The sequence below is a fragment of the Streptosporangium sp. LJ11 genome (assembly GCF_051918945.1).
Taxonomy (GTDB): Bacteria; Actinomycetota; Actinomycetes; order Streptosporangiales; family Streptosporangiaceae; genus Streptosporangium.
The window spans coordinates 304,304-328,206 of record NZ_JBPXMB010000005.1; the positions used below are offsets into that span (position 1 = coordinate 304,304).

The window sequence follows — 23,903 nt, forward strand, 5'->3', positions numbered from 1 at the left end:
TCCGAGGCTGTTCTGCGTCACTCGCTCAAGGGTGTTCTCGACCGTGAAATGCGGTTGAGGGCACCCTTGGGCGTTTATTGAATGATTGCCGCTTTTGCCGACGGGGAAGAAAACGAGTCGGTGGGGACGGGACGCCTCGCCCATGACGTCGGGGGAATGCTCATGGCACGGGGAACGAACTTTGTCGTTTTTGCGGTGCTATGTGGGCTTTTATCGGGCATTTCGGCCGGGTGTGGCGGTGAGGCGGGGCCCCACGACGCCACGGACCGCGCCGCGGAGCTGAACCGGCTGCGGGGGGTGCTCAGCGAGGCGCGGGACCTGCCGGACGGGTTCTCGGCCCGCCCGCGCAACGGCTGGCGCGCCCCCTTCCGGGCCGTCGACGAGGACTGCAGGCTCGTCCTCGACGCCGCCGGAGGCAGGCCGCCGCAGCGGGCGCTGGGAGCGCGGGCCGCCGTGACCTATCAGGGTGACGGGGTCGGGGAACTGGCCGGGTTCGGTCTCGCCTCCTACGGCGGTGACGACGCGGCGCTCCACTTCGGCGAGCTCGCCGAGGCGCTGGGCGGCTGCCCGGTCGCGCGGGCCCCCGCCGCCGGGCGCGGCACCGCCTTCAGGGTCTCCGATCTGGACCTGGGCCCGGTCGGTGAGGGGGTGCAGGCCAGGCGGCTGAACGGCAGGCTGAACGGATACCCGTACGAGATCCACCTGGTGTTCGCCCTCAGCGGCCACACCCTGATCTCGCTGGTGCACGCCGGGGTCAGGGACGTCGACGCCGCGCGTACCGGGCAGCTCGCCCGCCTGCTGGTCGGCGAGGTCGGCGCGTGAGAGGTCACCGTCCGGGCTGTGGGAGGCCACCGTCCGGCGAAGGGGTCACCCTCTGGGAGGTCACCGTCCGGGTGAGCCCCGTCCGGGTGAGCACCGCCTGGGGGAGGTCGCCGGGGTGCCGCTGTTCCAAGGGGATCTCCGCCTGGGCGAGGCCGGGTCGCCGTGGGGGCCGGGAGCTGAATACCCTTGTGCCGTGAGTGACGCGACCCTCGATCCCGAGGACAAGAAGATCATCGTGCTGGCCCGTTCCGCCCGTGCCCGCAACGGTGCCGCCGAAGGGGCCGCCGTGCGGGACGAGACCGGCCGGACCTACTCGGCGACCAATGTGGCACTGCCGTCTCTGACCTTGTCGGCGCTCCAGGTCGCCGTGGCGATGGCCGTGTCCAGCGGAGCGGAGTCGCTGGAGGCCGCCGCGCTGGTCACGGCGGGTGACGGTCCCTCCGACGCCGACACTTCGGCGGTCCGCGATCTGGGCGGCGAGACCGTGCTCGTGGCCGGTCCCGACGGGACACCGCGTCAGAGCTGAGCCCGGCATCGGCGACAATGGTTGACGTGAGTTCCTCAGCTGCTGATTTCCATGCCGGTTTCGCCTGCTTCGTCGGCCGGCCCAACGTCGGCAAGTCCACGCTGATGAACGCGTTGGTCGGCACGAAGGTGGCGATCACCTCTTCCAAGCCCCAGACGACCCGCCGGGCCATCCGTGGCATCGTGCACCGCCCCGACTCCCAGCTCGTCATCGTCGACACGCCGGGTCTGCACCGGCCGCGCACGCTCCTGGGCGAGCGGCTGGACAGCCTGGTGCTCTCCACCCTCACCGAGGTCGACGTGATCGGCTTCTGCGTGCCCGCCAACGAGCCCATCGGCAAGGGTGACCGGTTCATCGCGGAGAAGCTCGCGGGCATCAAGAAGACCCCGGTGGTCGCCGTGGTGACCAAGTGCGACCTGGCGACCCGCGAGCAGATCGCCGCGCAGCTGCTCGCGATCTCCCAGCTCGCCGACTTCGACGACATCGTCCCGGTCTCCGCGCAGTCGGGCGAGCAGCTCGACGTGCTGGCCGACGTGCTGGTCCAGCGACTCCCGGAGAGCCCGCCGCTGTACGAGGGGGGACAGCTCACCGACGAGCCCGAGCAGGTGCTGGTGGGCGAGCTGATCCGCGAGGCGGCCCTGGAGGGCGTGCGCGACGAGCTGCCGCACTCGATCGCGGTCGTCGTCGACGAGATGATGCCGAGAGAGGGCCGCGACGACCTCCTCGACATCTACGCGCACATGTTCGTCGAGCGCCCGTCCCAGAAGGCCATCGTGATCGGGCACAAGGGTTCCCGGCTCAAGGACGTCGGCAGCCGCGCCCGCCAGCAGATCGAGGCGCTCCTCGGCACCCGCGTCTACCTCGACCTGCGCATCAGCGTCGCCAAGGACTGGCAGCGCGACCCCAAGCAGCTCCGCCGCCTGGGCTTCTACGACTGACGGCCCGGCCGCTCCCTCAAGGGCGGTTCCGCGACCGAGAGTCCGGCTCCACCCCTTCAAGGGCGGTTCCGTCACCAGGAGTCCGGCTCCACCCCTTCAAGGGCGGTTCCGTCACCAGGAGTCCGGCCCCGCGCCGTCAAGGGTGGTCGCCTCCTCGCCGTGCCGGAGCCGCCGCCGCAGTTCGACGGCGTCCCGGCCGAGTGCGGAGACCAGGGTGCCGGGGCCGGCCAGGGGGAGGACGGCCCAGCCGTCCCCGACCACCGTCTCCGGTGCCCGTCCGGTGACCAGGGTGCTGCCCACGCAGCGGGCGTCGCCGTAGACGGCGGAGCTGCCGTCGATCTCCGGGTCGCCCACCACGAACTCCTGGCGGAGCAGCGGCATCCCGCCGAGGACGGCGTCGAAGCGCGAGTGGCAGCGTCCCGGCCGCTCGCCGTACCGGCCGAAGACGATCTCCTCGCGCCAGAACACCCGCGCGTCCTCCGCCAGGTCCAGCCGGACGACCGCGCGGTGCAGGCAGCCCGCCGCGAGCACCGTCGGCTCCGGCGCGAACCGCAGCGAGGCGCCCGCGCCGACCCTGGCCGTGATCGTCATCATCGACTCGGCCCCCGTGGAGCCGGGCAGCACCAGCGTGCTCGCGACCGACCGCACCTCCAGCGAGGTTCCCGGCGCCACCTCGATGTCGAGGGCCAGGTCGTCGCCGCCCAGCGGACCCGCCGCGGTGGACACCAGGTGCACCCGGCCCGGCGCGGTCGCCCGCACCGTGAGCGGCGGGCCCGAACGCATCGTGGCGAGGACGGTCCGGCCGCCGGGGTCCCGGCGGGTGACGATCGCCGCCCGCGCCCTCATCGACCGCCGCCCGGCCGGCCCCGGCTCCGGCCGTACGGACCGTGCGGGTGTGGGGACGTCGTTGTGGACGGGTACGGGGGCGGGAACCGGGGCGGAGTCGGTGACGGGCATGGGGTCAGGCGTTGGAGTGCTCGTGGGCCCAGGACTCGACCAGTCCGGTGACCCATTCGGAGACCGCGTGCGCGCTCGGATCCTCCCTGATCGAGGTGAACAGCACGGGCCTGCCCTCCCGCACGGCCGCCGCGTCGCGCGACATGACCGTGAGGTCCGCGCCGACCATCGGGGCCAGGTCGGTCTTGTTGACCACGAGCAGGTCGGCAGTCGTCACGCCCGGGCCGCCCTTGCGCGGGACCTTGTCGCCGCCCGACACGTCCAGCACGAAGATCTGCCGGTCGGCCAGGCCCCTGCTGAAGGTCGCGGTGAGATTGTCCCCGCCGCTCTCCACGATCACCAGGTCGAGCGGGCCGAACCGCTCCTCCAGGGTCTCCACCGCGTCGAGGTTGGCCGCGATGTCGTCGCGGATGGCGGTGTGCGGGCAGCACCCGGTCTGCACGGCGACGATCCGCTCCGGGTCGAGCACGCCCGCCCTGCGCAGGAAGTCGGCGTCCTCGGTGGTGTAGATGTCGTTGGTCACCACGCCCAGGCGCATCGAGGGGCCGAGTGTCCGGCACAGGGCCGCGGTCAGCGCGGTCTTGCCGCTGCCGACGGGCCCTCCGATGCCCAGGCGCAGTGCTCGTCCGTGAGGGTCGGCGGCGTGATGGTGGTCGTCGTGGTTGGCGCCCATGGGGGTCACCGTCCTTCCAGGTGGTCGTCAGGAGACGAAAAGCCTCAGATCTGCGCGGATGTGCTGTTCGGCGAGCAGGTCGAGCGCGGGGGCGGCGTGCGCGGGAAGTGACTCCCAGGAATCCCTAGAATCCCGGGAATTCCAGGGCTCCTGGGAGTCCCGCGACCGCGGGGCCTTCCCGGCGGGGACGGTGGCCGCGACCCGTTCCAGGGCCGGGGCGAGATCGGCGAGCAGGCGGTGGACGGCGACCGGGTCGAGGCCCAGCAGCCGCACCGCCGCCGTGGCGGGTCCGGTGACGGAGGTGTAGGCCGCCGCGAGGGCGGCCTCGGCGGGCGAGCACCCCGCCACGGCCGCCACCGCGCCGAGCGCCAGCGGGTGGTGGACGACCTGGGACACGGCCCCGGCCAGGGCGTCGAGCACGGGGGAGGGCCAGATCCTCCGCGAGGTACGCAGCAGCAGCCTGCCCTGCGTGCGGCTCGCCTCCCGCTGGGCGGGAGAGGAGATCCTGGCATCGGCCTCCGCGTCCAGCCGTACCCACCCGGAACGGCCCGTCTCCGGATGGGGGAACGAGCCGTTCGAGGGAGCGGAACCGTGCGCGGGAGCGGGAGCGGGGGCGACGCCGTTCGTCCGCGCGGGGACCTCCGTCGGCGGGCCGTCCGCCGGGGGCGGAGGGCTCGCGGAGAGGTGGGCCGCGCCGAGCTCGCAGGCCGCGGCGGCGAGGGCGGCCGTCACCAGGCCCGCGGTGGCCAGGCGGCCCCGCAGGAAGGCGGCGAGGCCGGGAAGGTCGTGGATCGCGCCGATCCTGACCGCCTCCTCGGCGCCCCCGGAGTGGCCGTGACCCCCGGCGGGCAGCCGGGAGTCGGCCAGGAGCAGCAACGCGGCGTTCATGCGCTACGGGGTCTCCTTTCGGCTGGACGAGACCGGCTCGACGGGGCCGGCCGGACGAGACGGCGTGGCGGTCGATCAGGAGCCGGTCAGAACAGGAAGTAGCGCTGGGTCATGGGCAGGGTCTCGGCGGGGGCGGGTTCGATCACCTCGCCGTCGACGCTGACGGCGAAGGTGTCGGGGTGGACCTCGATCCTGGGCATGGCGTCGTTGAGCGGCATGCTCTCCTTGCCCCTGCGCCGGACGTCGGCCACCGGCAGCAGGCGCCTGCGCACGGCCAGGCGGTCGGCGAGGCCATCCTCGAGCGCGAGGGGGGCGACGAAGTGGACCGACGTGGCGGCGGCGGTGACCGGGGCGGCACCGAACATCGGGCGCGGCATGACCGGCTGCGGGGTCGGGATGGACGCGTTGGCGTCGCCCATCTGGGCGTACGCGATGACACCGCCCTTGACCACCAGGTCCGGCTTGACGCCGAAGAAGGCCGGGTCCCACAGGACCAGGTCGGCCAGCTTGCCGGTCTCCACCGAGCCGACCTCGCCGTCCAGGCCGTGGGCCGTCGCCGGGCAGATCGTGTACTTGGCGACGTAGCGCCGGGCGCGGAGGTTGTCGGCCGGGCCGTCGCCGGGCAGCGCGCCGCGGCGGCGCTTCATCACGTGCGCGGTCTGCCAGGTACGGATGATCGTCTCGCCCACCCGGCCCATCGCCTGGGAGTCCGATCCGATCATCGAGATCGCGCCCATGTCGTGCAGGATGTCCTCGGCCGCCATCGTGGACGGCCGGATCCGTGACTCGGCGAACGCCAGGTCCTCGGGGATGGACGGGTTGAGGTGGTGGCAGACCATCAGCATGTCGAGGTGCTCGTCGAGCGTGTTGACGGTGTGCGGGCGGGTCGGGTTGGTCGAGGACGGCAGGATGTTGCCGTAGGAGGCGACCCGGATGATGTCCGGCGCGTGGCCGCCGCCCGCTCCCTCGGTGTGGTACGCGTGGATCATCCGGTCGCCGATCGCCGCCAGCGTCGACTCCACGAACCCGGCCTCGTTGAGGGTGTCGGTGTGGATGGTGACCTGGGTACCGGTGGCGTCGGCGACCGACAGGCAGGCGTCGATGGCGGCCGGGGTGGTGCCCCAGTCCTCGTGCAGCTTGAAACCCGAGGCCCCGGCGCGGAGCTGTTCGAGCAGACCCTCGCGGCTGACCGTGTTGCCCTTGCCGAGCAGCGCGACGTTGATCGGGTAGGAGTCGAGCGACTCCAGCATCCGGGCGAGATACCAGGTGCCGGTGACGGTGGTGGCCTTGGTGCCCTCGGCGGGCCCGGTGCCGCCGCCCACGACGGTGGTCACCCCGGCGGCGAGGGCCTCGTCGAGGATCTGCGGGCAGATCAGGTGGACGTGGGAGTCGATCGCGCCGGCGGTCAGGATCTTCCCGTTGCCCGCGAGGATCTCGGTCGAGGGGCCGATGACCAGGTCCGGGTGGACGCCGTCCATGGTGTCGGGGTTTCCCGCCTTGCCGATCGCGACGATGCGGCCTTCCCTGATCCCGATGTCGGCCTTGACCACGCCCCAGTGGTCGAGGATCACCGCGCCGGTGATCACCAGGTCGGGCGAGCCCTCGGCCCTGGTGGTCCTGGCCTGGCCCATCGACTCCCTGATGACCTTGCCGCCGCCGAAGACGGCCTCGTCGCCCGCCCCCGACGGGCCCATCGAGAGGTCCTCGGTGACCTCGATGAGCAGGTCGGTGTCGGCCAGCCTGATCCGGTCGCCGGTGGTGGGGCCGTAGAGCGCGGCGTAGCGGGACCGTTCAATGAACACTGGGGCTCCCGTCGAGAGGTCCGGCCCACTCCGGGCGGAGACCGGGGACGATCCGCAGCCCGCCGATCGGTACGAGGGTCACGTCGCGCTCCACGCCGGGCTCGAAGCGCACCGCCGTGCCGGCCGGGACGTCGAGCCGGGTGCCCCAGGCCGCCTGGCGGTCGAACTCCAGACCCGGGTTGCACGCGGCGAAGTGGTAGTGCGAGCCGACCTGGATCGGCCGGTCGGCGGTGTTGACGACGCGGACGGTGACGCGCTCGCGGCCCGGGTTGAGCGGGATGGGCGCGTCGCCGTACTGGATCTCACCGGGTGTCATCGGCGTTCACCGTTCCTGGGTGCGGCAGGGCGTGTCGCGGATCGCCCGCGTGCGCGGGGCGGCTGGTTCTCACGGGATCGGCCGGGGCTCACGGGATGGGCTGGTGGACGGTGACGAGCTTGGTGCCGTCGGGAAAGGTGGCCTCGATCTGGACCGACGACAACATCTCCGGCACCCCGTCCATGACGTCGTCGCGGGACAGCACCTTGCGGCCCGCGTCCATCAGTTCGGCGACGGTGCGCCCGTCCCTGGCGCCCTCCATGAGGAAGGACGCGATGATCGCGGTGGCCTCGGGGTGGTTGAGCCGGAGGCCCCGTGACCTGCGGTCGCGGGCGACACCGGCGGCGACGTGGATGAGCAGGCGTTCCTGCTCGTGTGGTGTGAGCCGCATTCCCGGACCATAGGAACCGACGGTTTCCATGATGTTGCGCGTCGATGTCGTGCCGGTTTCCAGGTGCCGCGAGTGGTGCGAACGGGGAAGAAGCGCTCCTCGACGCGTTCTTTCCTGCGGGTATGCCGCCGCATTTTGAAGCAGATATCACGAAATTTGGTGATATGTCGGGATAAAAAATGGCGTGGTGTCCGCGCTGCCGCGTCCTGTCACGGCGGTGAAATCCCGGTAAAGCGCAATTAACAATCACGAACTAGGCGGGAAACCTCACTCAGTCACCTTGACGGCAGATAGATCGGTGCGGGGGCCGTACCGGCAAGGAGGAAAGTCATTGAGGAACACAGCATGGCGCTCCGGAGTCGTCGTCGCGGCGCTGGCCACGGCGCTGGCCGCCTGCGGAGGCGAAGCCCCCTCGGGCACGAACGCGGCCTCCGCCGGCGGTGAGGACGGCATCAAGGTCGGCATCCTGCACTCGCTCAGCGGCACCATGGCCATCAGCGAGGTGACCGTCCGGGACTCGGAACTGCTCGCCATCGAGGAGATCAACGCCGCCGGAGGCGTGCTCGGCAAGAAGCTGATCCCCGTCGTGGAGGACGGCGCGTCCGACTGGCCCACCTTCGCGGAGAAGGCCACCAAGCTCATCCGCCAGGACAAGGTCGCCACCACCTTCGGCGGGTGGACCTCCGCCAGCCGCAAGGCGATGCTGCCGGTGTTCGAGCGGAGCAAGGCCCTGCTGTGGTACCCGGTCCAGTACGAGGGCCTGGAGAGCTCGCCGTACATCTTCTACACCGGCGCCACCACCAACCAGCAGATCATCCCCGGCCTCGACTACCTCAAGGAACAGGGCAAGAAGAAGATCTTCCTGGTCGGCAGCGACTACGTCTTCCCGCGGACCGCCAACAAGATCATCAAGGCGTACGCGGCGGCGAACGGGATGGAGATCCTCGGCGAGGAGTACACCCCCCTCGGCCACACCGAGTACAGCACGCTGACCAACAAGGTCGTCCAGGCCAAGCCGGACGCCGTCTTCAACACCCTCAACGGCGACAGCAACGTCGCCTTCTTCAAGCAGCTCAACAGCGCCGGGGTCACCGCCGAGCAGATGCCCGTCCTGTCGGTGAGCGTCGCCGAGGAGGAGGTCAAGGGCATCGGCGTCGACAACATCGCCGGACACCCCGTCGCCTGGAACTACTACCAGACCACCGAGAACCCGGCCAACGAGAAGTTCGTCGCCGCGTTCAAGGCCAAGTACGGCGCCGACAAGGTGACCTCCGACCCGATGGAGGCCGGATACAACGCCGTCTACCTCTGGGCCGAGGCCGCCAAGAAAGCCGGGTCCGTCGAGGTCGAGGCCGTCAGGAAGGCCGCCGGAGGCATCGCCCTGGAGCGTCCCGAGGGCCTGGTCACCATCGACGGCGAGAACCAGCACATGTACAAGACGGCCAGGATCGGGGTGATCCAGCCCGACGGCCTCATCAAGGAGGTCTGGAACTCCGGCGAGCCGATCAAACCCGACCCCTACCTCAAGGGTTACCCCTGGGCGAGCGGCCTGGCCAACGGCTGATCCCCTCTCAGACCGGCTCCGGGCCGGGCCGTGACCAGATCACGGGCAGCACCGTGACGCATCCACAATGCGGCACGGCCCGCCCCGGAGCCAAACACTCGTAGGAAGGGGACCTTCGGTGGAGGCGTTTCTCAACCAGCTCCCGATCGGCCTGTCCATCGGCGCCGTACTGCTTCTCATCGCCCTCGGCCTGACGTTCACGTTCGGCCAGATGGGCGTGATCAACATGGCCCACGGCGAGTTCATCATGGCGGGCGCGTACACCGCCTACCTGCTCCAGGACCTCACCGGCCGGATGGCCGTGATCGTCGCCCTGCCCGTCGCCTTCCTGGTCGCCGGGCTGATGGGGCTCATCCTGGAACGGACCGCGATCCGGCACTTCTACGGCCGCCCGCTCGACACCCTGCTGCTCACCTGGGGCGTCAGCCTCGTGCTGCAGCAGCTCGCCCGCGACCTGTTCGGCGCGCCCAACGTGCAGGTCCAGGCGCCCACCTGGCTGCAAGGCGGCATCGCGTCACTGCCGTACAACCGGCTGTTCATCTTCGCCCTCGCCGTCGCCACCGTCGTCGGCGTCTGGGCCTACATGAACCGCACCGGCCAGGGCCGCCGGATGCAGGCGGTGATGCAGAACCGGCAGCTCGCCGCGGTCAGCGGCATCAACACCGCCCACGTCGACCAGCGCACCTTCTTCATCGGCTCGGGCCTGGCCGGGGTCGCCGGGGTGGCCCTCACCCTCATCGGCCCCGTCGGACCCGCCCTCGGCACCTACTACATCGTCGACGCCTTCCTGGTGGTCGTCGCCGGAGGGCTCGGCCAGCTGCGCGGCGCCGTCATCGCCGCCGCGGGACTCGGCCTGCTCAACTCCTACGCCGAGTTCTGGAGCGACGCCAGCCTGGCGAAGGTCATCGTGTTCGCCGCGATCATCGCCTTCCTCCAGTTCCGGCCGCAGGGCCTGTTCGTACTCCGATCGAGGGCGCTCACATGAATCTCGCACGCCTCAGAGGGCCCGGGGTCTTCGCGGTGGTGGCCGTGCTGGCCCTGGTGGTCGCACCACTGCTGCTGGAGCCCTTCCGCCTCGGCCTGCTGGCCAAGTATCTCTGCTTCGCGATCATCGCCCTGGGCATCGGCCTGGCCTGGGGGCAGGGCGGCATGCTCGTCCTGGGCCAGGGCGTGTTCTTCGGACTCGGCGGCTACGCGATGGCCATGCACCTGAAACTGGTGGACGCCCAGGGCGACCTGCCCGACTTCATGGTGTGGAGCGGGGTCGAGCAGCTGCCCGCCCTGTGGAAACCGTTCGCCAACCCGGTGTTCGCGCTGGCCATGGTCGTCGTCGGGCCGATGCTGATCGCCACGGTGCTGGGCCTGCTGGTGTTCAGGCAGCGGGTGCGCGGCGCCTACTTCGCGATCCTCACCCAGGCGCTCGCCGCCGCGTTCGTCATCCTGCTCGTCGGCCAGCAGGGCCTGACCGGCGGCACCAACGGCCTGACCAACTTCTACGACCTGTTCGGCCAGGACCTGGCGGCCGACTCGACCCAGCGCGGGCTGTACTTCACGGTCGCGATCGTCACCGGGCTGCTCTACCTCGGCGCCCGCCAGCTGGTCAAGAGCCGCTTCGGGCGGCTGCTCGTCGCCATCAGGGACGGCGAGGACCGCGTCAGGTTCCTCGGCTACGACCCGGCCAGGGTCAAGACCGTCACCTTCGCGCTCTCCGCGGGCATGGCCGGGCTCGCGGGGGCCCTGTTCGTGCCCGTGGTCGGCATCATCTCGCCCGCGCTGCTGGGTGTGGTCCCCTCCCTCGAACTCGTCGTCGCGGTCGCGGTGGGCGGCAGGTTCGCGCTGGCCGGGGCGATCCTCGGCGCGGTCGTGATGGGGTACGCCAAGACGTCCTTCAGCGAGCAGTTCGCCGACGGCTGGCTCTACCTGCAGGGCGCGCTGTTCATCCTCGTCATGACCCTGGCCCCCAAGGGGATCCTCGGTGTGGCGGCGTCGGCGCGCGACGCCTGGGCGCGCAGGTCGGGGCGCCGTACGGACCCCGAACCGCCGCCCGCGGACGCTCCCGGTACGAGAGTGATGGAGGAGGTCGGATGAGCCCGATGATCGAGGTACGCGGGTTGTCGGTGGTCTTCGACGGCTTCCGCGCCATCGACGGCATCGACCTGACGGTCGAGAAGGGGGAGCTGCGATTCCTGATCGGCCCCAACGGGGCCGGGAAGACCACGCTCATCGACGTCATCACCGGCCTGACCCGCCCGACCACCGGCGAGGTCGTCTTCGACGGGCGCAGCCTGGTCGGCCTGCGAGAGCACAGGATCGTCCGGCTCGGCGTCGGGCGGACCTTCCAGACCTCGGTGGTCTTCGAGGAGCTCACCGTCCTGGAGAACCTCGACCTGGCCGCGTCCTTCCGCCGCCCGCTCTGGTCGCTGGCCCGGCGCAGGCGAGGCGTCTCCGACGCCGTCGCCGAGGCCCTGGAGACCACCGGCCTGAGGGAGCTGGCCGACCGGCCCGCGGGGGTGCTCTCCCACGGGCAGCGGCAGTGGCTGGAGATCGGCATGCTGCTCACCCAGCGCCCCAAATTGCTCCTGCTGGACGAGCCGGTGGCCGGTATGTCCAAGGACGAGCGGGAGCGCACCGGCGAGCTCCTGACGTCCGTGGCGAACGACCACACGGTGATCGTGATCGAACATGACATGGAGTTCCTGCGCAGGTACGCCTCGCAGGTCACCGTCCTGCACGAGGGCAAGGTGCTGATCGAGGGATCGGTGGACCAGGTCCGCGACGACCCGCGCGTGCAGGAGGTCTACATCGGAAGGAAGCGCAGCGATGCTGTCGGTACGGGAACTTGACGCGGGGTACGGCAGGGCCCGGGTGCTGTTCGGGGTCTCCCTGGAGGTGGAGCCCGGGCAGCTGATGTGCGTGATGGGCCGCAACGGGGTGGGCAAGACCACCCTGCTCAACACCGTGATGGGAGTGCTGCCCGCCACCTCGGGGTCGGTCACCTTCGAGGGACGCGACGTGACGCGCCTGCCGCCTCACGAGCGGGTCCGGCTCGGCATGGCGTACGTCCCCCAGGGGCACGAGACCTTCCCCCAGCTCAGCGTGCTCGGCAACCTCCAGGTCACGCTGGAGGCCGCCAAGGGGCCGCAGGAGGCGCTGGAGGAGGCCCTGGAGACCTTCCCGCGGCTGAAGCCGCTGCTCAAGCGGCGCGCCGGGTTCCTGTCCGGCGGGCAGCAACAGCAGCTCGCCATCGCCCGCGCCCTGGTCACCCGTCCCAAGCTGCTCATCCTCGACGAGCCCACCGAGGGCATCCAGCCGTCGATCATCATCGAGATCGAGGAGGCGATCGAGCGGCTGCACGCCACCGGCCTGTCGCTCCTGCTGGTCGAGCAGTATCTGGACCTGGCGCTCCGCCTCGCCGACCGCTTCCTCATTCTCGACGCCGGGCACGTCGTCCACTCGGGGGAGGCCGAGGAACTGCGCGGGGAGGGAATTCACCGCCTTCTCGCCGTCTGACCGCTAAAGCTCTGAATCGGATTTTTCAGAGCAAGAAGGCTGCGTTTGATCACTTCTTGATGAAGAGGCTCCCGCCACGAGCGATGACGACATAGCCTGCCCAGAAAAGCGGAGTCCGGGGGTGTCATGGCGAAGGAACCTGCGGACGGGGAAGAGCGGCCGGAGCGGGTGTCCCTCCCTCCGGAGCCCTCCGAGTCTCCCGCGAAGCGGGGCCGGTCTCCTGGCGGGAAGAGCGGCTCTTCCCGCCAGGAGACCGGGGGCCCGGCCGGTGACGAGCGCGAGGCAGGGCCCGGCCGCGCGGCCGGTGAGCCGGCCGGTGACGCTCCCGGCCGGCGAATCGGCGGGGAGACGGGGGAGACGCCCCTCGACGAGCGCCGGGACCGGGCCGCGGGCGAGCGTGACCGGCGGCCGGGCGACGAGCGTGACCGGCGGCCCGATGACCGCTACGAGCACGACCGCTACGAGCCCGACCGGCGGGACGGCGACCGGTACGGGCGTGGGCGGCGCTCCTCAGGAGCGTACGAGCGCGACCGCTGGGACGACGACCGCTACGAGCCCGACCGGCGGCCCGATGGCCGGTATGACCGTGACCGCTGGGACGACGACGACCGGTACGACCGCGACTCGCGGTCCGAGGACGCGGACGCCGAGGGCCCCCGCTCAGGGCCGCCGACCGGCCCGCCCGGACCGTCCGGACCGCCCCGCCGTCACCGGTTCCGCCGCTTCCGGCTGGCCGCCTGGATCGCGCTGGCCCTCGCCGCGGTCGTGGTCGGGGTGTCCGTCGTGTGGGTGAGCGGGCCTCCCACCGAGGCCGAGTTACGGGAGAAGGCGGGGCTCCTCAACAAGGACAGGCTGCTGATCGGCGTGAAGGAGGACACCCCGGGCATCGCCCTGCGGAAGCCGGGCGAGACCGGTTTCACCGGCTTCGACATCGACATCGCCTACATGATCGCGGCGGATCTGGGCTTCCGGCCCGACCAGGTCGACTTCCTGTCCATCGAGACCGAGGACAGGGCGCGCATGCAGGCCCGCGACACGGACGGCGCGTTCGTCAAGGTCGACCTCGTGGTGGCGACCTTCAGCGTGACGCCGGAACGCAGGGCCGATCCCTCCGTCGGCTTCTCGACGCCCTACCTCTACACCGAGCAGTCGGTGGTGACCAGGGCCGACTACCCCGACGACAACGTCGCCTCCCTGGGGCAGCTCGAGGGCAAGAGGGTCTGCTCGCTCGGCACCTCGACCTCCCTGGTCGAGCTGAAAAAGGCGATCAAGGTCGACCCCATCGCCGAGCTCCTGATCAGCAAGTGCGTGGACCGTCTCGCGGACGGCCTCGCGGCCAACAGGGCGGCCGACGCGGTGACCACCGACGCGGCCCTGCTGGCCGGGTTCGTCGCGGAACCGGGAAGGAAGCTGCGCCACCACGACATCGCGCTGGAGAAGACGGAGATGTGGGCGGTGAACGCGGGTTCCAACGGCGCGCTGCGCACCCTGGTCGACCTCGCGCTCTACCGCTCCTACGCCGATCCGGACAACAAGATGTGGGAGGGGGCGTACGAGAAACACATCCGGCCGTTGCTGGCGGCCAACCCGGGGGTGGACGTGGCGCAGGCACGGCAGCCGTGCGCGCTTCCCCCGGACGTACGCCGCTGGCCGTGGGAGCGAACCCTCCCCGTCCAGGATTGTCCCTCCGCCCCTTGAAACCCGACGCGCGGGTGAGGGACGCGCCGAGGAACCAGGAGTGGTTCCTCACGCTGCTGCCGGTGTTCCCGATCGTCCTGCTGGTGATGCGGCTGTGGTACGCCAGCAAGCAGGACACCCAGACGCTGCTCCTGCTCGTGCAGACCATCAGCCCGCTGGGCCTGCTGAGCGCGGTCCTGCTGACCACGGTGTGGGTGCTGCCCGTCGTCGTGGTCGGCGGCAGGCTTCTCGGCACCCTTCACTGGATCAGCACGGGCCGCTCCTCGTGGCTGGTGCACAGCGCTCAGCGGCTGCCCGGCTGGGTGGTGGTCCTCGCCGTCGCGATGGGCGTGTGTACCTGGCAGCTGCGCTTCCTGCCGACGCTGGCGATGCTGTCACTGGCTCTGCTCGGGCTCACCGTGCGTGAACGGTTCCCGGACCACGAGGAGCTGCGGACCACGTTCTGCTACGCGCTTCCGGTGATCGCCGCCGTGCTGTCGTACGTCCTGCTGTGGCCGGCCATCGTCTCCGCGTTCGCCGCGCGGGACGTGGCGACCGCGATCCTCCTGACCCTTCCCCCGGTGTTCGCGGCGCTGCTGACCGGTCCGGTGCCCGAGGCGCCGGCCAGGGTGCTGACCCACGGCATCGCGATCGCGATGGCGGTGTTCACACCGTTCCTGGTCGGCGTGGTCGTGATGAGGGCGCCGATCCTCCCGCTGATCGCCATGCAGATCACCCTGGAGAAACCGACCGAGGAGAGGTCCGCGGAGGTGGTGGTGGGCTACATGGTCGCCAGCGACGACCAGATGACCACCGTCCTCAAGCGTGACGGTGTCGTGGAGTTCATCCAGAACGACCGGCTGCAGTCGAAGGTGCTCTGCCCCGACCCCGGTGAGGTGCCCCGGACGTGGGTGAACCTGCACGGCTGGTACGTCGAGCACAGCGTGATCTCCTGGCTCGCCCCGGTCTCGCAGCGGACTCCCGCCGACTCGCGCTGTGAGGGTCGCCCGGCCGGGGAAACCGGCCCGGCCCCACCGAACTCGAGCTCGTCTCCGAGCCCGTCGCCGTCCCCGGGGTCGTCGTCCCCGAGCTCGGGCTCGGGCTCGGATGAGTCTCGGGGTCCGGCCGGGCCTTCGAGCCCCGCCGAGCCTCCGCCCCCGGCCGGATCGCGCGGCGGGTGAGTCCCGGCGGACCGTGCGGCGGGCGTGCGGGAGCGGCGTGGGGGCGGCACGGGGGTAGCACGGAGGTCAGCCCGCAGGGCGGGCGACGGCTTCCCGGAGGGGGCTTCCGGGACCGGCGATCACTGAAGGTAGTCTTCGACCTCGTCGATCGGGCGGGGGGCCGCCGAGTTGGGGTCCTCACCGAACTCGCGGCGCGCCCGGCGCTGCCTGAGCAGGTCCCATGCCTGGTCGAGGGCCTCCTCCAGGTGCTGGATCCGGTTGTTCTCCTCGTGCGAGGAGATCGAGTGCGAGCCCAGCTTCGCCCGGAGCTCCTGCTCCTCGGCGATCAACTCGTGGATATGGGCGAGGATGTCGCCGTCCCTCATGTCCGTTCCCCCTGTCAGAGTTTTTCTGGACTGTATCCGATCGGCGGGTCACCGCACCGTCGGAGGCCGACCCCGCGACGGCGGCCCTTCCGCGGGTGAGACGCCGGAGATCTCCGGGCCCCGCCAGGTGAGCGAAGATCTTCGAGTCCCGCCATGTGAGACCGGGGCCCGGGCATCCTGAGACGTCTGCTAACGTGCTAGGCATGCTGCGCGGCCTGCTTCTTAGCTGCCGCGACGAGGGCCTGTAGAGGCCGGCTCCCTCGTCGCGGAGCGAGCCATGCGCGTCGGCCACGATTGTTTTCCCAGTCGAGGAGCCTTGCATGTATCCGCAGCAGCAGCCCAGTCCCATGCCGTTCAAGCGCTATGAGTCCTTCGCGCCGATCCAGCTGGCCGACCGCACCTGGCCCGGGAAGGTCATCGACCGGGCCCCCCGGTGGTGCGCCGTCGACCTGCGTGACGGCAACCAGGCGCTGATCGACCCCATGGACGCCCACCGCAAGCTCCAGATGTTCGAGCTGCTGGTGAAGATGGGCTACAAGGAGATCGAGGTGGGCTTTCCCGCCGCCTCCCAGACCGACTTCGACTTCGTACGGCAGATCATCGAAGAGGGCCTGATCCCCGACGACGTGGTGATCCAGGTCCTGACCCAGTCCAGGGCCGAGCTGATCGAGCGGACCTTCGAGTCGGTGCGCGGGGCCAAGCAGGCGATCATCCACCTGTACAACTCCACCTCCACCCTCCAGCGCCGGGTCGTCTTCGGCCAGGACCGCGAGGGCATCACCGCGATCGCGGTCGAGGGCGCCAAGCTCTGCAAGAAGCTGGCCGCCGGGATGGACGACACGGAGATCTACTTCCAGTACTCCCCGGAGTCCTTCACCGGTACCGAGCTGGAGTACGCGGTGGAGGTCTGCGACGCCGTCAACGACGTCTGGCAGCCCACCCCCGACCGCAAGGTCATCCTCAACCTGCCCGCCACCGTCGAGATGGCCACGCCCAACGTCTACGCCGACCAGATCGAGTGGATGCACCGCAATCTGGCCTACCGCGACTCGATCGTGCTGTCCCTGCACCCCCACAACGACCGCGGCACCGCCGTCGCCGCCGCCGAACTGGGCTACATGGCCGGGGCCGACCGGATCGAGGGCTGCCTGTTCGGCAACGGCGAGCGCACCGGCAACGTCTGCCTGGTCACGCTGGGCATGAACATGTTCTCGCAGGGCGTCGACCCGGAGGTCGACATCTCCGACATCGACGAGATCCGCCGGGTCACCGAGTACTGCACCCAGTTGCCCGTCCACCCGCGCCACCCGTGGGGCGGCGAGCTCGTCTACACCGCCTTCTCCGGCTCCCACCAGGACGCCATCAAGAAGGGCTTCGAGCACCTGGAGCGCGACGCGGCCGCCGCGGGCGTCCCGGTCGAGGAGTTCGCCTGGGCGGTCCCGTACCTGCCGATCGACCCCAAGGACATCGGCCGCACGTACGAGGCGGTCATCCGGGTCAACAGCCAGTCCGGCAAGGGCGGGGTCGCCTACATCATGAAGGCCGACCACCACCTGGACCTGCCGCGGCGCCTGCAGATCGAGTTCTCCCGCGCCGTCCAGACCCACACCGACACCATCGGTGGCGAGGTGAACGCCACCCAGATGTGGGAGGTCTTCACCGACGAGTACCTGCCCAACCCGACGAGCCCGTGGGGCCGCCTGGGCCTGCTGGCCCACCGGACCACCTCCAGGGGTGACGGGCAGGACGCCATCAGCGCCGACCTGCGCCTCGACGGGGAGATCCGCGAGGTCGAGGGAGTCGGCAACGGTCCCATCTCCGCCTTCTGCGACGCCCTGGCCCGGGTCGGGGTCCAGGTACGCGTCCTCGACTACGCCGAGCACGCCATGAGCGCGGGGACCGACGCCAAGGCCGCCTCCTACATCGAGTGCGAGATCGCCGGCCGGACCCTGTGGGGTGTCGGCATCGACTCCAACACCACCACCGCCTCGCTCAAGGCCGTCATCTCCGCGGTCAACCGCGCCGGCCGCTAGCGGAGCGGACGGGGCGGCACGGCTCCCACGTACGGCCGCGCCGGCCGCGCGCCTCTCGCCCGGCACCGTCCGCGTCGCCCCGCACCCCGTACCACCCACTCCCTCCCGCACAGTCCCCGCCTCGCCCGGCACGATCTGCCGTACGAGGTCCGACGGCCGCCCACAAGGCGTCCACGTCGCTCACCCGACCGCGCCCACCGCGAGATCCGTCCGGGCGCGGTCGAGTCGTTTCCGCTCGCCCCGGGGCACGAGGACGCATCGGTGGAGCCGTCGTGGCCTCGCGGATTCCGGGTCGGTACCGCGAAACCGGCTTTTCCGGGTATGGATCGGCGCCGCGGACGGGCTCGCGGATCCCTCTCCATCCGGGCCGTCCGGCAGGTTTCCCGCCTGCCGAATTCATGGCATTCCATGGCGAGTCGCTGCGAGACATCCCAACATCATCGACATAGCCTCTTTGCAGCTCAGGGTGTAACTCGCTCCCCCCAAACTGACCGAACGCGACATATTCGGCTGTTTATGGAATCTGTATTTATCGGGGGAACTCATGCGATGTATCCTCGGCCTGGCCACCGCCGGGCTCGTCATCCTCAGCGGTACCGCCGCCGCGGACGCGCAGCCGGCGCACTACGAACCCGGCCCGCCCGTGGCTCAGCCGACCGTTGATCCGCCCCCGTGGCCGCCCCGGCCGCCCCACCCCCTGCCGCCCCGCCCGAACCCGGGGCCTCCCATCCCCGACCCGCCGTGGGTCCGGCCGACCCCGCCCCGGCCGACCCCGCCGCGTCCGCCGTGGGGGCAGCCGATCCCGCCCCGCCCGCCCGTCGTGACCCCGCCGTGGGGCCCGACGATCGACGGCCCGTACCCCAAGCGCCTCACGTTGACCGTCTCGCGAATGGGCAGGACGCGGACCGTCCGGCTCGCGTGCGCGCCGATGTACGGCATGCACCCTCGCGGACCGGAGGCGTGCGCGCTGCTGAGCCGGGTGCAGGGCAACCCCACCTACCTCAGGCTGCCGTGGGCGGCCTGCCCGCGATATCACGATCCCGTCACCGTGTCCGCGACCGGCACCTGGAACGGCCGTTTCGTCCAGTACCGGCGAACCTTCAGCAACCAGTGCGAGCTGCGCGCCGCGACCGGGGCGATCTTCTCCTTCTAGGACCCGTCCTGTGGAACGCGCCGGGAACACATGTCCCGGACCCGCTCGGTGTCCGGGGGGCGGCAGGCGCCGCAGGGACCGGAGAGACCGGAGAGACCGGGGGATCGAAGCGGGCCCGTCGTCGGACGGCGGGCGGAGTGGCCGACGGCCCGCTCGCCGGCGGATGGCCGCCGGTTTCCGTGAAAGGGGCTCGTACGGCGGCGGGGACGTCCCCGCCGCCGTACGAGCCCCTCCGGGCTCCGGGCGGGGGCCGCTCACCTCACGAGCCGTAAAATGGAGGGAAGTCCCAGGTCGGCGGCCTCGCGTCACGAGCCGGCGACGCCCACGGCCAGGAGCGGATCCGCGGTAGGACGGGGTGAGACGGCGATGGGCAAGCAGCCTTCGGGAACCGTGCTTTCTTCTGCTCAGCGGGCGGCCATGCGGGATCTTCTGACCGCGGACCGCGAGAGGACGGTGGTCCAGATCACGGCGTTGACGCGCGACTGGGACGACCTCGTCGATTCGTCGACGCTGGTGGCCAACGACGACGAGCACGACCCGGAGGGGGCGACGATCGCCTTCGAGCGGTCCCATCTCCAGGCCCTGCTCGACAGAGCAAGGGATCATCTCGCCGCCCTCGACGAGATGGTCGAGCGACTCCAGCAGGGCACCTACGGCGTGTGCGACGACTGCGGGCGGCCCATCGCCCTGGAGCGCCTGAAGGCCCGCCCGGTCGCCCGGACCTGCATCGAGTGCGCCGGACGCGGGCGGTGACGACGCTTGAGAGGCCCTGAGCGAGCCGGGGCCCGCCACCCGCGCCGAGTGCGCCGGACCGGGCGGTGACGACTCGCGGCGGATGTAACGAAATTCCTGAACTACCCTGGGTGCGGCGATGCCCGCCGTCGCGCTTCGGATGATCACCGGCCATGAGCCGTGCCCCGCCCGGCCGCGACCCGTGCCCCCCACGGTCACCCGGTGAGCCCGTGTCCCACACGATCACCCGCGTGTGGCGCGCATCCGCCGCGTACGGCCTGGCGTGAGGCGTAGAGAGGGCACATCGTGACCGGAGAACCGCAGAACTGGGCGGGCAACATCACCTACGGCGCCGCGCGGTTCCACCGCCCCGGCGGCATCGAGGAGCTCCAGGAACTGGTCGCCGGCAGCGGCGCCGTCCGGCCACTCGGCACCCGCCACTCCTTCAACGAGATCGCCGACCGTCCCGGTGGGGACCTCGTCTCGCTGGAGGGCCTGCCCGCCGATTTCGAGCTCGACCCGGTACGGGGCACGGTCACGGTGGGTGGCGGGGTGCGCTACGGCGAGCTGAGCCGGTGGCTGTACGACCGGGGCCACGCACTGCCCAATCTCGGCTCCCTGCCGCACATCTCGGTCGCCGGCGCCTGCGCCACGGCCACGCACGGCTCCGGCGTCGCCAACGGCAACCTGGCCACCGCCGTCTCCGGCCTCGAACTGGTCACCGCGGACGGTGAGATCACCGTCCTCAGCCGGGAGAAGGACGGCGACCGCTTCGCCGGGGCGGTCGTCGCCCTCGGTGCGCTGGGCATCGTCACCAGGGTCGTCCTCGACGTCGTCCCGGCCTTCGAGGTGCGGCAGTACGTCTACGAGAACCTGCCCTGGGCGCGGATGGAGGAGCACTTCGAGGAGATCCTCTCGGCCGCGTACAGCGTGGGCCTGTTCACCGGCTGGACCGGTTCCGGGATCGACCAGGTGTGGGTGAAGCGCCGCGACGGCGACCCCGGCCCGTGGGAGCCGGAGCCGATCTGGCTGGACGCCACGGCGGCCACGGCCGACCGGCACCCGCTGCCGGGGATGTCCGCCGTCAACTGCACCGCGCAGATGGGCGTGCCCGGTCCCTGGTACGACCGGCTGCCGCACTTCCGCCTGGACTTCACGCCGAGCAGCGGGGAGGAACTCCAGTCGGAGTATCTGTTGCCGCGCCGCCACGCCCTCGCCGCGCTCCGCGCGCTGGACGCGGTCAGGGACGTCGTCGCCCCGGTCCTGCAGATCTCGGAGATCCGCACCGTCGCGGCGGACGACCTGTGGCTGAGCACCTCCTACCGCGAGGACGTCGTCGCGGTCCACTTCACCTGGAAGAAGGACTGGCCCGCGGTGAGCCGGGTGATCGCCGTGGTCGAGGAGGCGCTGGAGCCCTTCGAGGCCCGCCCGCACTGGGGCAAGCTCTTCCTGATGGGGCCCGAGCGCCTGAACTCCCTGTACGACCGGCTTCCGGACTTCCGGCGGCTGGCCGCCGAGCTCGACCCCACGGGTAAGTTCCGCAACCCGTTCCTCGACGCCCGGGTTTTCGGGGGGAGTCCCGTTTCCTGACCGTTCGCAGCCTCAACCTTGATCTGTACATCAGTAGATGAGCGGATCGCATGAGTAGATCCGGGTAGTTAACCCCCATCACAGCGGTAACAGCGCGATGTTAACCATAAAGGTCGCGAATCCGACACTTGTGACGAGGGGGAGACGCATGGAACGCAATACGGTCGTGCGCGCGATGCACGATGTGGGGCTGGCCGCCTGGTTCGGGGGCTCGTTGATGGGCGCGATCGGCCTCAACGGCGCTGCCAACGTGGTCAGTGACAGAAGCGAGCGCCTGCGGGTGGCGAACGTGGGATGGGGGCGCTGGAGGCCGGTCAACGCCGTGGGCATCGGCGCCTTCCTCATCGGCTCGGCCGGCCTGCTGGCGGCCAACAAGCAGCGCGTGGCGCATCAGCGGGGAGTGGGGGCGAGCACCGCGGCCAAGGCCGCGCTGACCGCCGCCGCGCTGGCCGCGACCGCCTACACCGGGGTGCTCGGGGCCAAGCTCGCGGACGCGGGCGACGTGCCCGTGGAGGGCGCGGTGAAGCCGGAAAAGGAGACACCGGAAGAGGTCGCCAAGGCGCAGCAGCAGTTGCGCGTCATGCAGTGGGTCATTCCGGCCGTCACCGGGATGATCGTTGTTCTCACCTCCCTGCACGGGGAGCAGCAGCGGCCGGGCCAGATCCTCCGGGGAGCCATGCGCAAGAAGTTCTCCCGGTAGGAGGCTTCAGGCCGGTCACACGGTCTCGCGGAGATCGTCGTACGCCCGCGGAGCGCCGCCGTCGGCACCTCGGCCGCGCGGGCGGCGTCAGACGACCTCCGGTCACGTCGGCGACGTAGCGGCGCGCCTCTTCCACCTGTGAGAACGGGCGGAAGAGGCGCGCCGCCCTGTTCGCCGGGCGGGAGCGCGGAGGGGACGGCCTCAGGCTTTGGACATCAGGCCGCGGCTGATGGCCTCCTCGCGGAGGCGTTTCAGCGGCAGCGCGGCGCCGTCGCGCTCGATGCGCCAGACGTCCCGCCCGGCGCACGCCCTGGTCCCGGCGACCGCGGCTCCGGCGGCCGACAGGGAATGGTAGGCCTGGCCCGTCGCCGCCACCCTGATCGTCCCGCCCTCCTCGACCGTGGCGAAGTGCATCTCGCCCCTGACCGTGCGGAAGATCTTGGCGTTCGGCGCTATCAGGCCGCATTTGATGAGGTCGACGACCTCGACGCCGTAGTGGCGGCGGGACCCGGACTGCTCGGGGGCGGGGGGCGGGAGGACGATCACCGGCATGCGGAAGCCGAGCCTGGCCGGGTTCCAGATCTCCTCGCAGAGGAGCCGGTAGAGGTTCTGCCGCCGTTCGATCTCCCGTACGCCGAACTCCGGGCAGGGCTGGAACGCCCGGTCCAGGCCCGAGTCCCTGAGGTAGTGGGTGAACGGGGTGTTGCGCAGGCGGCTCTTGGGGTGCAGGGAGGCCGCGAGCCGGTTCTCCGCGTAGTAGTGCTCGAGCTTCCGCTCGTAGGGGTCGTCGCGGAAGCTCGCGTTGACGGACCTGGGCAGGAGCAGCAGGGCACCGAGGCGGTTGCGCCGGATGTAGAACTCCGCCGTGGTCCTGACCTCGGCCCTGTGTCGCTCGAAGCGGTTGGCCCAGACGTGCTCGATCTCGTACTCGCGCGGTCCCCGCAGGAACGCGTACTCGTGGTTTCCCCCCTCGCACTCGCGCTGGACATGGGCGGTCATCCGGGAGAGCAGGTAGCGGACCAGGCGGCGGTTGTTGGCCCGGAGCCCGAAGGAGGCCAGCTCGCGGAAGTCGTGTTCGAGCAGGGAGGTCTCCCGGCCGAGGACCGTGGCGACGTCGTCGGTGGTCCGGCACATCCGCAGGAGGGGGATCAGCCGGTGGACGATCTCGTCGAGGTCGCGGCGCTGCACGGGGAGGTTGTTGACGGACCTGCGCACGTAGACGAGGTCGAGGAACGACGCGACCATCGAGCACTTGCGGGTGAACACCTCGTCGGAGTCCTCGGGCGAGACGACGGAGAGCAGCAGCGTGAACTGGCCGTCGATGCCGTTGTGACCGTTGAAGTAGACGCCGGCCAGGGAGGGGGTGAACTCCCGGCAGGCGCGGAGCAGCTCGCAGTAGCGCTTCGACACGTTCGTGAGCCTCTGCACGAACGCCTGCGCCTCGGCCACGCGGCCGAGGCCGAGCTGGACGTCGTTGCGCAGGATCCACTCGTGGACGGCCCGCCCGATCCCGGCGGCGTCCGTGGACCCCTCGCCGAGATCCGCGTACTGCGCGAGGAGGAACGAGCGGACGTACGCGCTGGGCGTGTTGGCCTCGGGGGAGTCGGTCTCGGAGGTGGTGAGGCGGGCGAGCATGTCGGCCCAGGCCCCGCCGAGGTCCTCGCGCGCCTTCACGTCGACCCGCCGGAAGAGATGGCCCTTCAGCAGGTCCACGTGGCTCAGCCGGAGCCCCCGGTCGTTCATCGACACGAAGATCTCGCGGCCGTTCTCCTGGTCGAGGGCCCGGATGCCGACCAGGCAGACGCGGTCGAGCAGCCAGTGGACGAAGGGCACCAGGGCCTCGCCGCGCAGCACCTCGGGGAACTCCCCGTCGATCTCCCTGCTCCGGTCGTGCAGGGGTTTCCACTGGCTGAGGAAGCGCTGGCCGAGGTCGTCGATCAGCGTGCCGACCTCGTGGCGGGTCCAGGTGTACTCCCGCTGGTAGTAGTCCAGCGCGAAGGAATTCCGCTCGAACAGCGTGCGGACCGTCACGCCTTCGCCGTGAATAGGACTTTCCACCATGAAGTCGGGGGTGCCTTTCGTCCA

At 70.7% G+C, this 23,903-nt stretch carries 23 protein-coding genes; 15 read left to right on the plus strand and 8 right to left on the minus strand.

Features of this window, described 5'->3' with window-relative positions; all coding sequences use genetic code 11:
- The first annotated feature begins 297 nt into the window (after window positions 1–297).
- The 3 genes from ACTOQ3_RS10375 (at window position 298) to era (ending at window position 2,286) form a co-directional block, all read left to right on the plus strand.
- Window positions 298–822 (plus strand): hypothetical protein, encoded by a 525-nt coding sequence (locus ACTOQ3_RS10375; protein ID WP_440083126.1) that lies wholly within the window; start codon window positions 298–300, stop codon window positions 820–822.
- Window positions 823–1,015: 193 nt separating this feature from the next.
- Window positions 1,016–1,348: a cytidine deaminase gene (locus ACTOQ3_RS10380; protein ID WP_440070110.1), complete on the plus strand. Its 333-nt coding sequence runs from the start codon at window positions 1,016–1,018 to the stop codon at window positions 1,346–1,348.
- Between the two features lie 17 nt (window positions 1,349–1,365).
- Window positions 1,366–2,286, plus strand: a complete 921-nt coding sequence (era, locus tag ACTOQ3_RS10385) for a GTPase Era (protein ID WP_440083127.1) — start codon at window positions 1,366–1,368, stop codon at window positions 2,284–2,286.
- A gap of 111 nt (window positions 2,287–2,397) precedes the next feature.
- Here the strand turns inward: era and ACTOQ3_RS10390 are convergent, their stop codons facing one another.
- The 6 genes from ACTOQ3_RS10390 to ACTOQ3_RS10415 all read right to left on the minus strand — a co-directional run bounded on the left by ACTOQ3_RS10390 (window position 2,398) and on the right by ACTOQ3_RS10415 (window position 7,313).
- Window positions 2,398–3,243, minus strand: a complete 846-nt coding sequence (locus ACTOQ3_RS10390) for an urease accessory protein UreD (RefSeq protein ID WP_440083128.1) — start codon at window positions 3,241–3,243, stop codon at window positions 2,398–2,400.
- 4 nt (window positions 3,244–3,247) lie between these two features.
- Window positions 3,248–3,916, minus strand: a complete 669-nt coding sequence (ureG, locus tag ACTOQ3_RS10395; protein ID WP_440070107.1) for an urease accessory protein UreG — start codon at window positions 3,914–3,916, stop codon at window positions 3,248–3,250.
- A 27-nt stretch (window positions 3,917–3,943) separates the two neighbouring features.
- Entirely contained in the window at window positions 3,944–4,804 is an 861-nt protein-coding gene (locus ACTOQ3_RS10400; protein ID WP_440083129.1) for an urease accessory protein UreF, read from the minus strand.
- An 86-nt stretch (window positions 4,805–4,890) separates the two neighbouring features.
- Entirely contained in the window at window positions 4,891–6,606 is a 1,716-nt protein-coding gene (locus ACTOQ3_RS10405; RefSeq protein WP_440083130.1) for an urease subunit alpha, read from the minus strand.
- Window positions 6,596–6,922, minus strand: a complete 327-nt coding sequence (locus ACTOQ3_RS10410; protein WP_435287046.1) for an urease subunit beta — start codon at window positions 6,920–6,922, stop codon at window positions 6,596–6,598. Before ACTOQ3_RS10410 ends, ACTOQ3_RS10405 begins: the two co-directional genes overlap by 11 nt.
- 88 nt (window positions 6,923–7,010) lie before the next feature.
- Window positions 7,011–7,313 carry an urease subunit gamma gene (locus ACTOQ3_RS10415; protein WP_362677318.1) on the minus strand — a complete coding sequence of 101 codons (303 nt, stop codon included), beginning with the start codon at window positions 7,311–7,313 and terminating at the stop codon, window positions 7,011–7,013.
- A 331-nt stretch (window positions 7,314–7,644) separates the two neighbouring features.
- On the opposite strand from ACTOQ3_RS10415, the gene urtA reads away from it, so the two are divergent.
- From urtA to ACTOQ3_RS10450, 7 genes are all read left to right on the plus strand, one after another.
- Window positions 7,645–8,877 (plus strand): urea ABC transporter substrate-binding protein, encoded by a 1,233-nt coding sequence (gene urtA / locus ACTOQ3_RS10420; protein ID WP_440083131.1) that lies wholly within the window; start codon window positions 7,645–7,647, stop codon window positions 8,875–8,877.
- Between the two features lie 118 nt (window positions 8,878–8,995).
- Complete coding sequence (urtB, locus tag ACTOQ3_RS10425; RefSeq protein WP_362677314.1) at window positions 8,996–9,862, plus strand: urea ABC transporter permease subunit UrtB; 867 nt, start codon at window positions 8,996–8,998, stop codon at window positions 9,860–9,862.
- Complete coding sequence (gene urtC, locus ACTOQ3_RS10430) at window positions 9,859–10,965, plus strand: urea ABC transporter permease subunit UrtC (RefSeq protein ID WP_440083132.1); 1,107 nt, start codon at window positions 9,859–9,861, stop codon at window positions 10,963–10,965. Before urtB ends, urtC begins: the two co-directional genes overlap by 4 nt.
- Window positions 10,962–11,720 (plus strand): urea ABC transporter ATP-binding protein UrtD, encoded by a 759-nt coding sequence (gene urtD, locus ACTOQ3_RS10435; RefSeq protein ID WP_440083133.1) that lies wholly within the window; start codon window positions 10,962–10,964, stop codon window positions 11,718–11,720. Before urtC ends, urtD begins: the two co-directional genes overlap by 4 nt.
- Window positions 11,698–12,387: an urea ABC transporter ATP-binding subunit UrtE gene (gene urtE / locus ACTOQ3_RS10440; protein ID WP_440070101.1), complete on the plus strand. Its 690-nt coding sequence runs from the start codon at window positions 11,698–11,700 to the stop codon at window positions 12,385–12,387. Before urtD ends, urtE begins: the two co-directional genes overlap by 23 nt.
- A gap of 126 nt (window positions 12,388–12,513) precedes the next feature.
- Complete coding sequence (locus ACTOQ3_RS10445) at window positions 12,514–14,085, plus strand: transporter substrate-binding domain-containing protein (protein ID WP_440083134.1); 1,572 nt, start codon at window positions 12,514–12,516, stop codon at window positions 14,083–14,085.
- Window positions 14,082–15,245: a hypothetical protein gene (locus ACTOQ3_RS10450; protein ID WP_440083135.1), complete on the plus strand. Its 1,164-nt coding sequence runs from the start codon at window positions 14,082–14,084 to the stop codon at window positions 15,243–15,245. The genes ACTOQ3_RS10445 and ACTOQ3_RS10450 overlap by 4 nt, the downstream gene beginning before the upstream one ends.
- 119 nt (window positions 15,246–15,364) lie before the next feature.
- Here the strand turns inward: ACTOQ3_RS10450 and ACTOQ3_RS10455 are convergent, their stop codons facing one another.
- Window positions 15,365–15,610, minus strand: a complete 246-nt coding sequence (locus ACTOQ3_RS10455; protein WP_440083136.1) for a DUF2630 family protein — start codon at window positions 15,608–15,610, stop codon at window positions 15,365–15,367.
- A 320-nt stretch (window positions 15,611–15,930) separates the two neighbouring features.
- Here ACTOQ3_RS10455 and leuA point away from each other — a divergent pair, with 320 nt between their 5' ends.
- The 5 genes from leuA (at window position 15,931) to ACTOQ3_RS10480 (ending at window position 21,818) form a co-directional block, all read left to right on the plus strand.
- Window positions 15,931–17,643: a 2-isopropylmalate synthase gene (leuA, locus tag ACTOQ3_RS10460; protein WP_440083137.1), complete on the plus strand. Its 1,713-nt coding sequence runs from the start codon at window positions 15,931–15,933 to the stop codon at window positions 17,641–17,643.
- A gap of 544 nt (window positions 17,644–18,187) precedes the next feature.
- Window positions 18,188–18,796: an SSI family serine proteinase inhibitor gene (locus ACTOQ3_RS10465; protein WP_440083138.1), complete on the plus strand. Its 609-nt coding sequence runs from the start codon at window positions 18,188–18,190 to the stop codon at window positions 18,794–18,796.
- Between the two features lie 366 nt (window positions 18,797–19,162).
- Window positions 19,163–19,549, plus strand: a complete 387-nt coding sequence (locus ACTOQ3_RS10470) for a TraR/DksA family transcriptional regulator (protein WP_440083139.1) — start codon at window positions 19,163–19,165, stop codon at window positions 19,547–19,549.
- A gap of 285 nt (window positions 19,550–19,834) precedes the next feature.
- Window positions 19,835–21,118 carry a D-arabinono-1,4-lactone oxidase gene (locus ACTOQ3_RS10475; RefSeq protein WP_440083140.1) on the plus strand — a complete coding sequence of 428 codons (1,284 nt, stop codon included), beginning with the start codon at window positions 19,835–19,837 and terminating at the stop codon, window positions 21,116–21,118.
- A gap of 148 nt (window positions 21,119–21,266) precedes the next feature.
- Window positions 21,267–21,818 carry a hypothetical protein gene (locus ACTOQ3_RS10480; protein ID WP_440083141.1) on the plus strand — a complete coding sequence of 184 codons (552 nt, stop codon included), beginning with the start codon at window positions 21,267–21,269 and terminating at the stop codon, window positions 21,816–21,818.
- Window positions 21,819–22,019: 201 nt separating this feature from the next.
- Here the strand turns inward: ACTOQ3_RS10480 and ACTOQ3_RS10485 are convergent, their stop codons facing one another.
- Window positions 22,020–23,849, minus strand: coding sequence for a GmrSD restriction endonuclease domain-containing protein (locus ACTOQ3_RS10485; RefSeq protein WP_440083142.1), 1,830 nt, complete (start codon window positions 23,847–23,849; stop codon window positions 22,020–22,022).
- Between the last annotated feature and the right edge of the window lie 54 nt (window positions 23,850–23,903).

Bases quoted from the DNA above. Each gene is read 5' to 3' on its own strand.
- era (WP_440083127.1), top strand. From the start codon at position 1,366: ATGGTTGACGTGAGTTCCTCAGCTGCTGATTTCCATGCCGGTTTCGCC.
- ACTOQ3_RS10390 (WP_440083128.1), bottom strand. From the start codon at position 3,243: ATGCCCGTCACCGACTCCGCCCCGGTTCCCGCCCCCGTACCCGTCCAC.
- ureG (WP_440070107.1), bottom strand. From the start codon at position 3,916: ATGGGCGCCAACCACGACGACCACCATCACGCCGCCGACCCTCACGGA.
- ACTOQ3_RS10400 (WP_440083129.1), bottom strand. From the start codon at position 4,804: ATGAACGCCGCGTTGCTGCTCCTGGCCGACTCCCGGCTGCCCGCCGGG.
- ACTOQ3_RS10410 (WP_435287046.1), bottom strand. From the start codon at position 6,922: ATGACACCCGGTGAGATCCAGTACGGCGACGCGCCCATCCCGCTCAAC.
- ACTOQ3_RS10415 (WP_362677318.1), bottom strand. From the start codon at position 7,313: ATGCGGCTCACACCACACGAGCAGGAACGCCTGCTCATCCACGTCGCC.
- urtC (WP_440083132.1), top strand. From the start codon at position 9,859: ATGAATCTCGCACGCCTCAGAGGGCCCGGGGTCTTCGCGGTGGTGGCC.
- urtD (WP_440083133.1), top strand. From the start codon at position 10,962: ATGAGCCCGATGATCGAGGTACGCGGGTTGTCGGTGGTCTTCGACGGC.
- urtE (WP_440070101.1), top strand. From the start codon at position 11,698: ATGCTGTCGGTACGGGAACTTGACGCGGGGTACGGCAGGGCCCGGGTG.
- ACTOQ3_RS10445 (WP_440083134.1), top strand. From the start codon at position 12,514: ATGGCGAAGGAACCTGCGGACGGGGAAGAGCGGCCGGAGCGGGTGTCC.
- ACTOQ3_RS10455 (WP_440083136.1), bottom strand. From the start codon at position 15,610: ATGAGGGACGGCGACATCCTCGCCCATATCCACGAGTTGATCGCCGAG.
- leuA (WP_440083137.1), top strand. From the start codon at position 15,931: ATGTATCCGCAGCAGCAGCCCAGTCCCATGCCGTTCAAGCGCTATGAG.
- ACTOQ3_RS10465 (WP_440083138.1), top strand. From the start codon at position 18,188: ATGCGATGTATCCTCGGCCTGGCCACCGCCGGGCTCGTCATCCTCAGC.
- ACTOQ3_RS10470 (WP_440083139.1), top strand. From the start codon at position 19,163: ATGGGCAAGCAGCCTTCGGGAACCGTGCTTTCTTCTGCTCAGCGGGCG.
- ACTOQ3_RS10480 (WP_440083141.1), top strand. From the start codon at position 21,267: ATGGAACGCAATACGGTCGTGCGCGCGATGCACGATGTGGGGCTGGCC.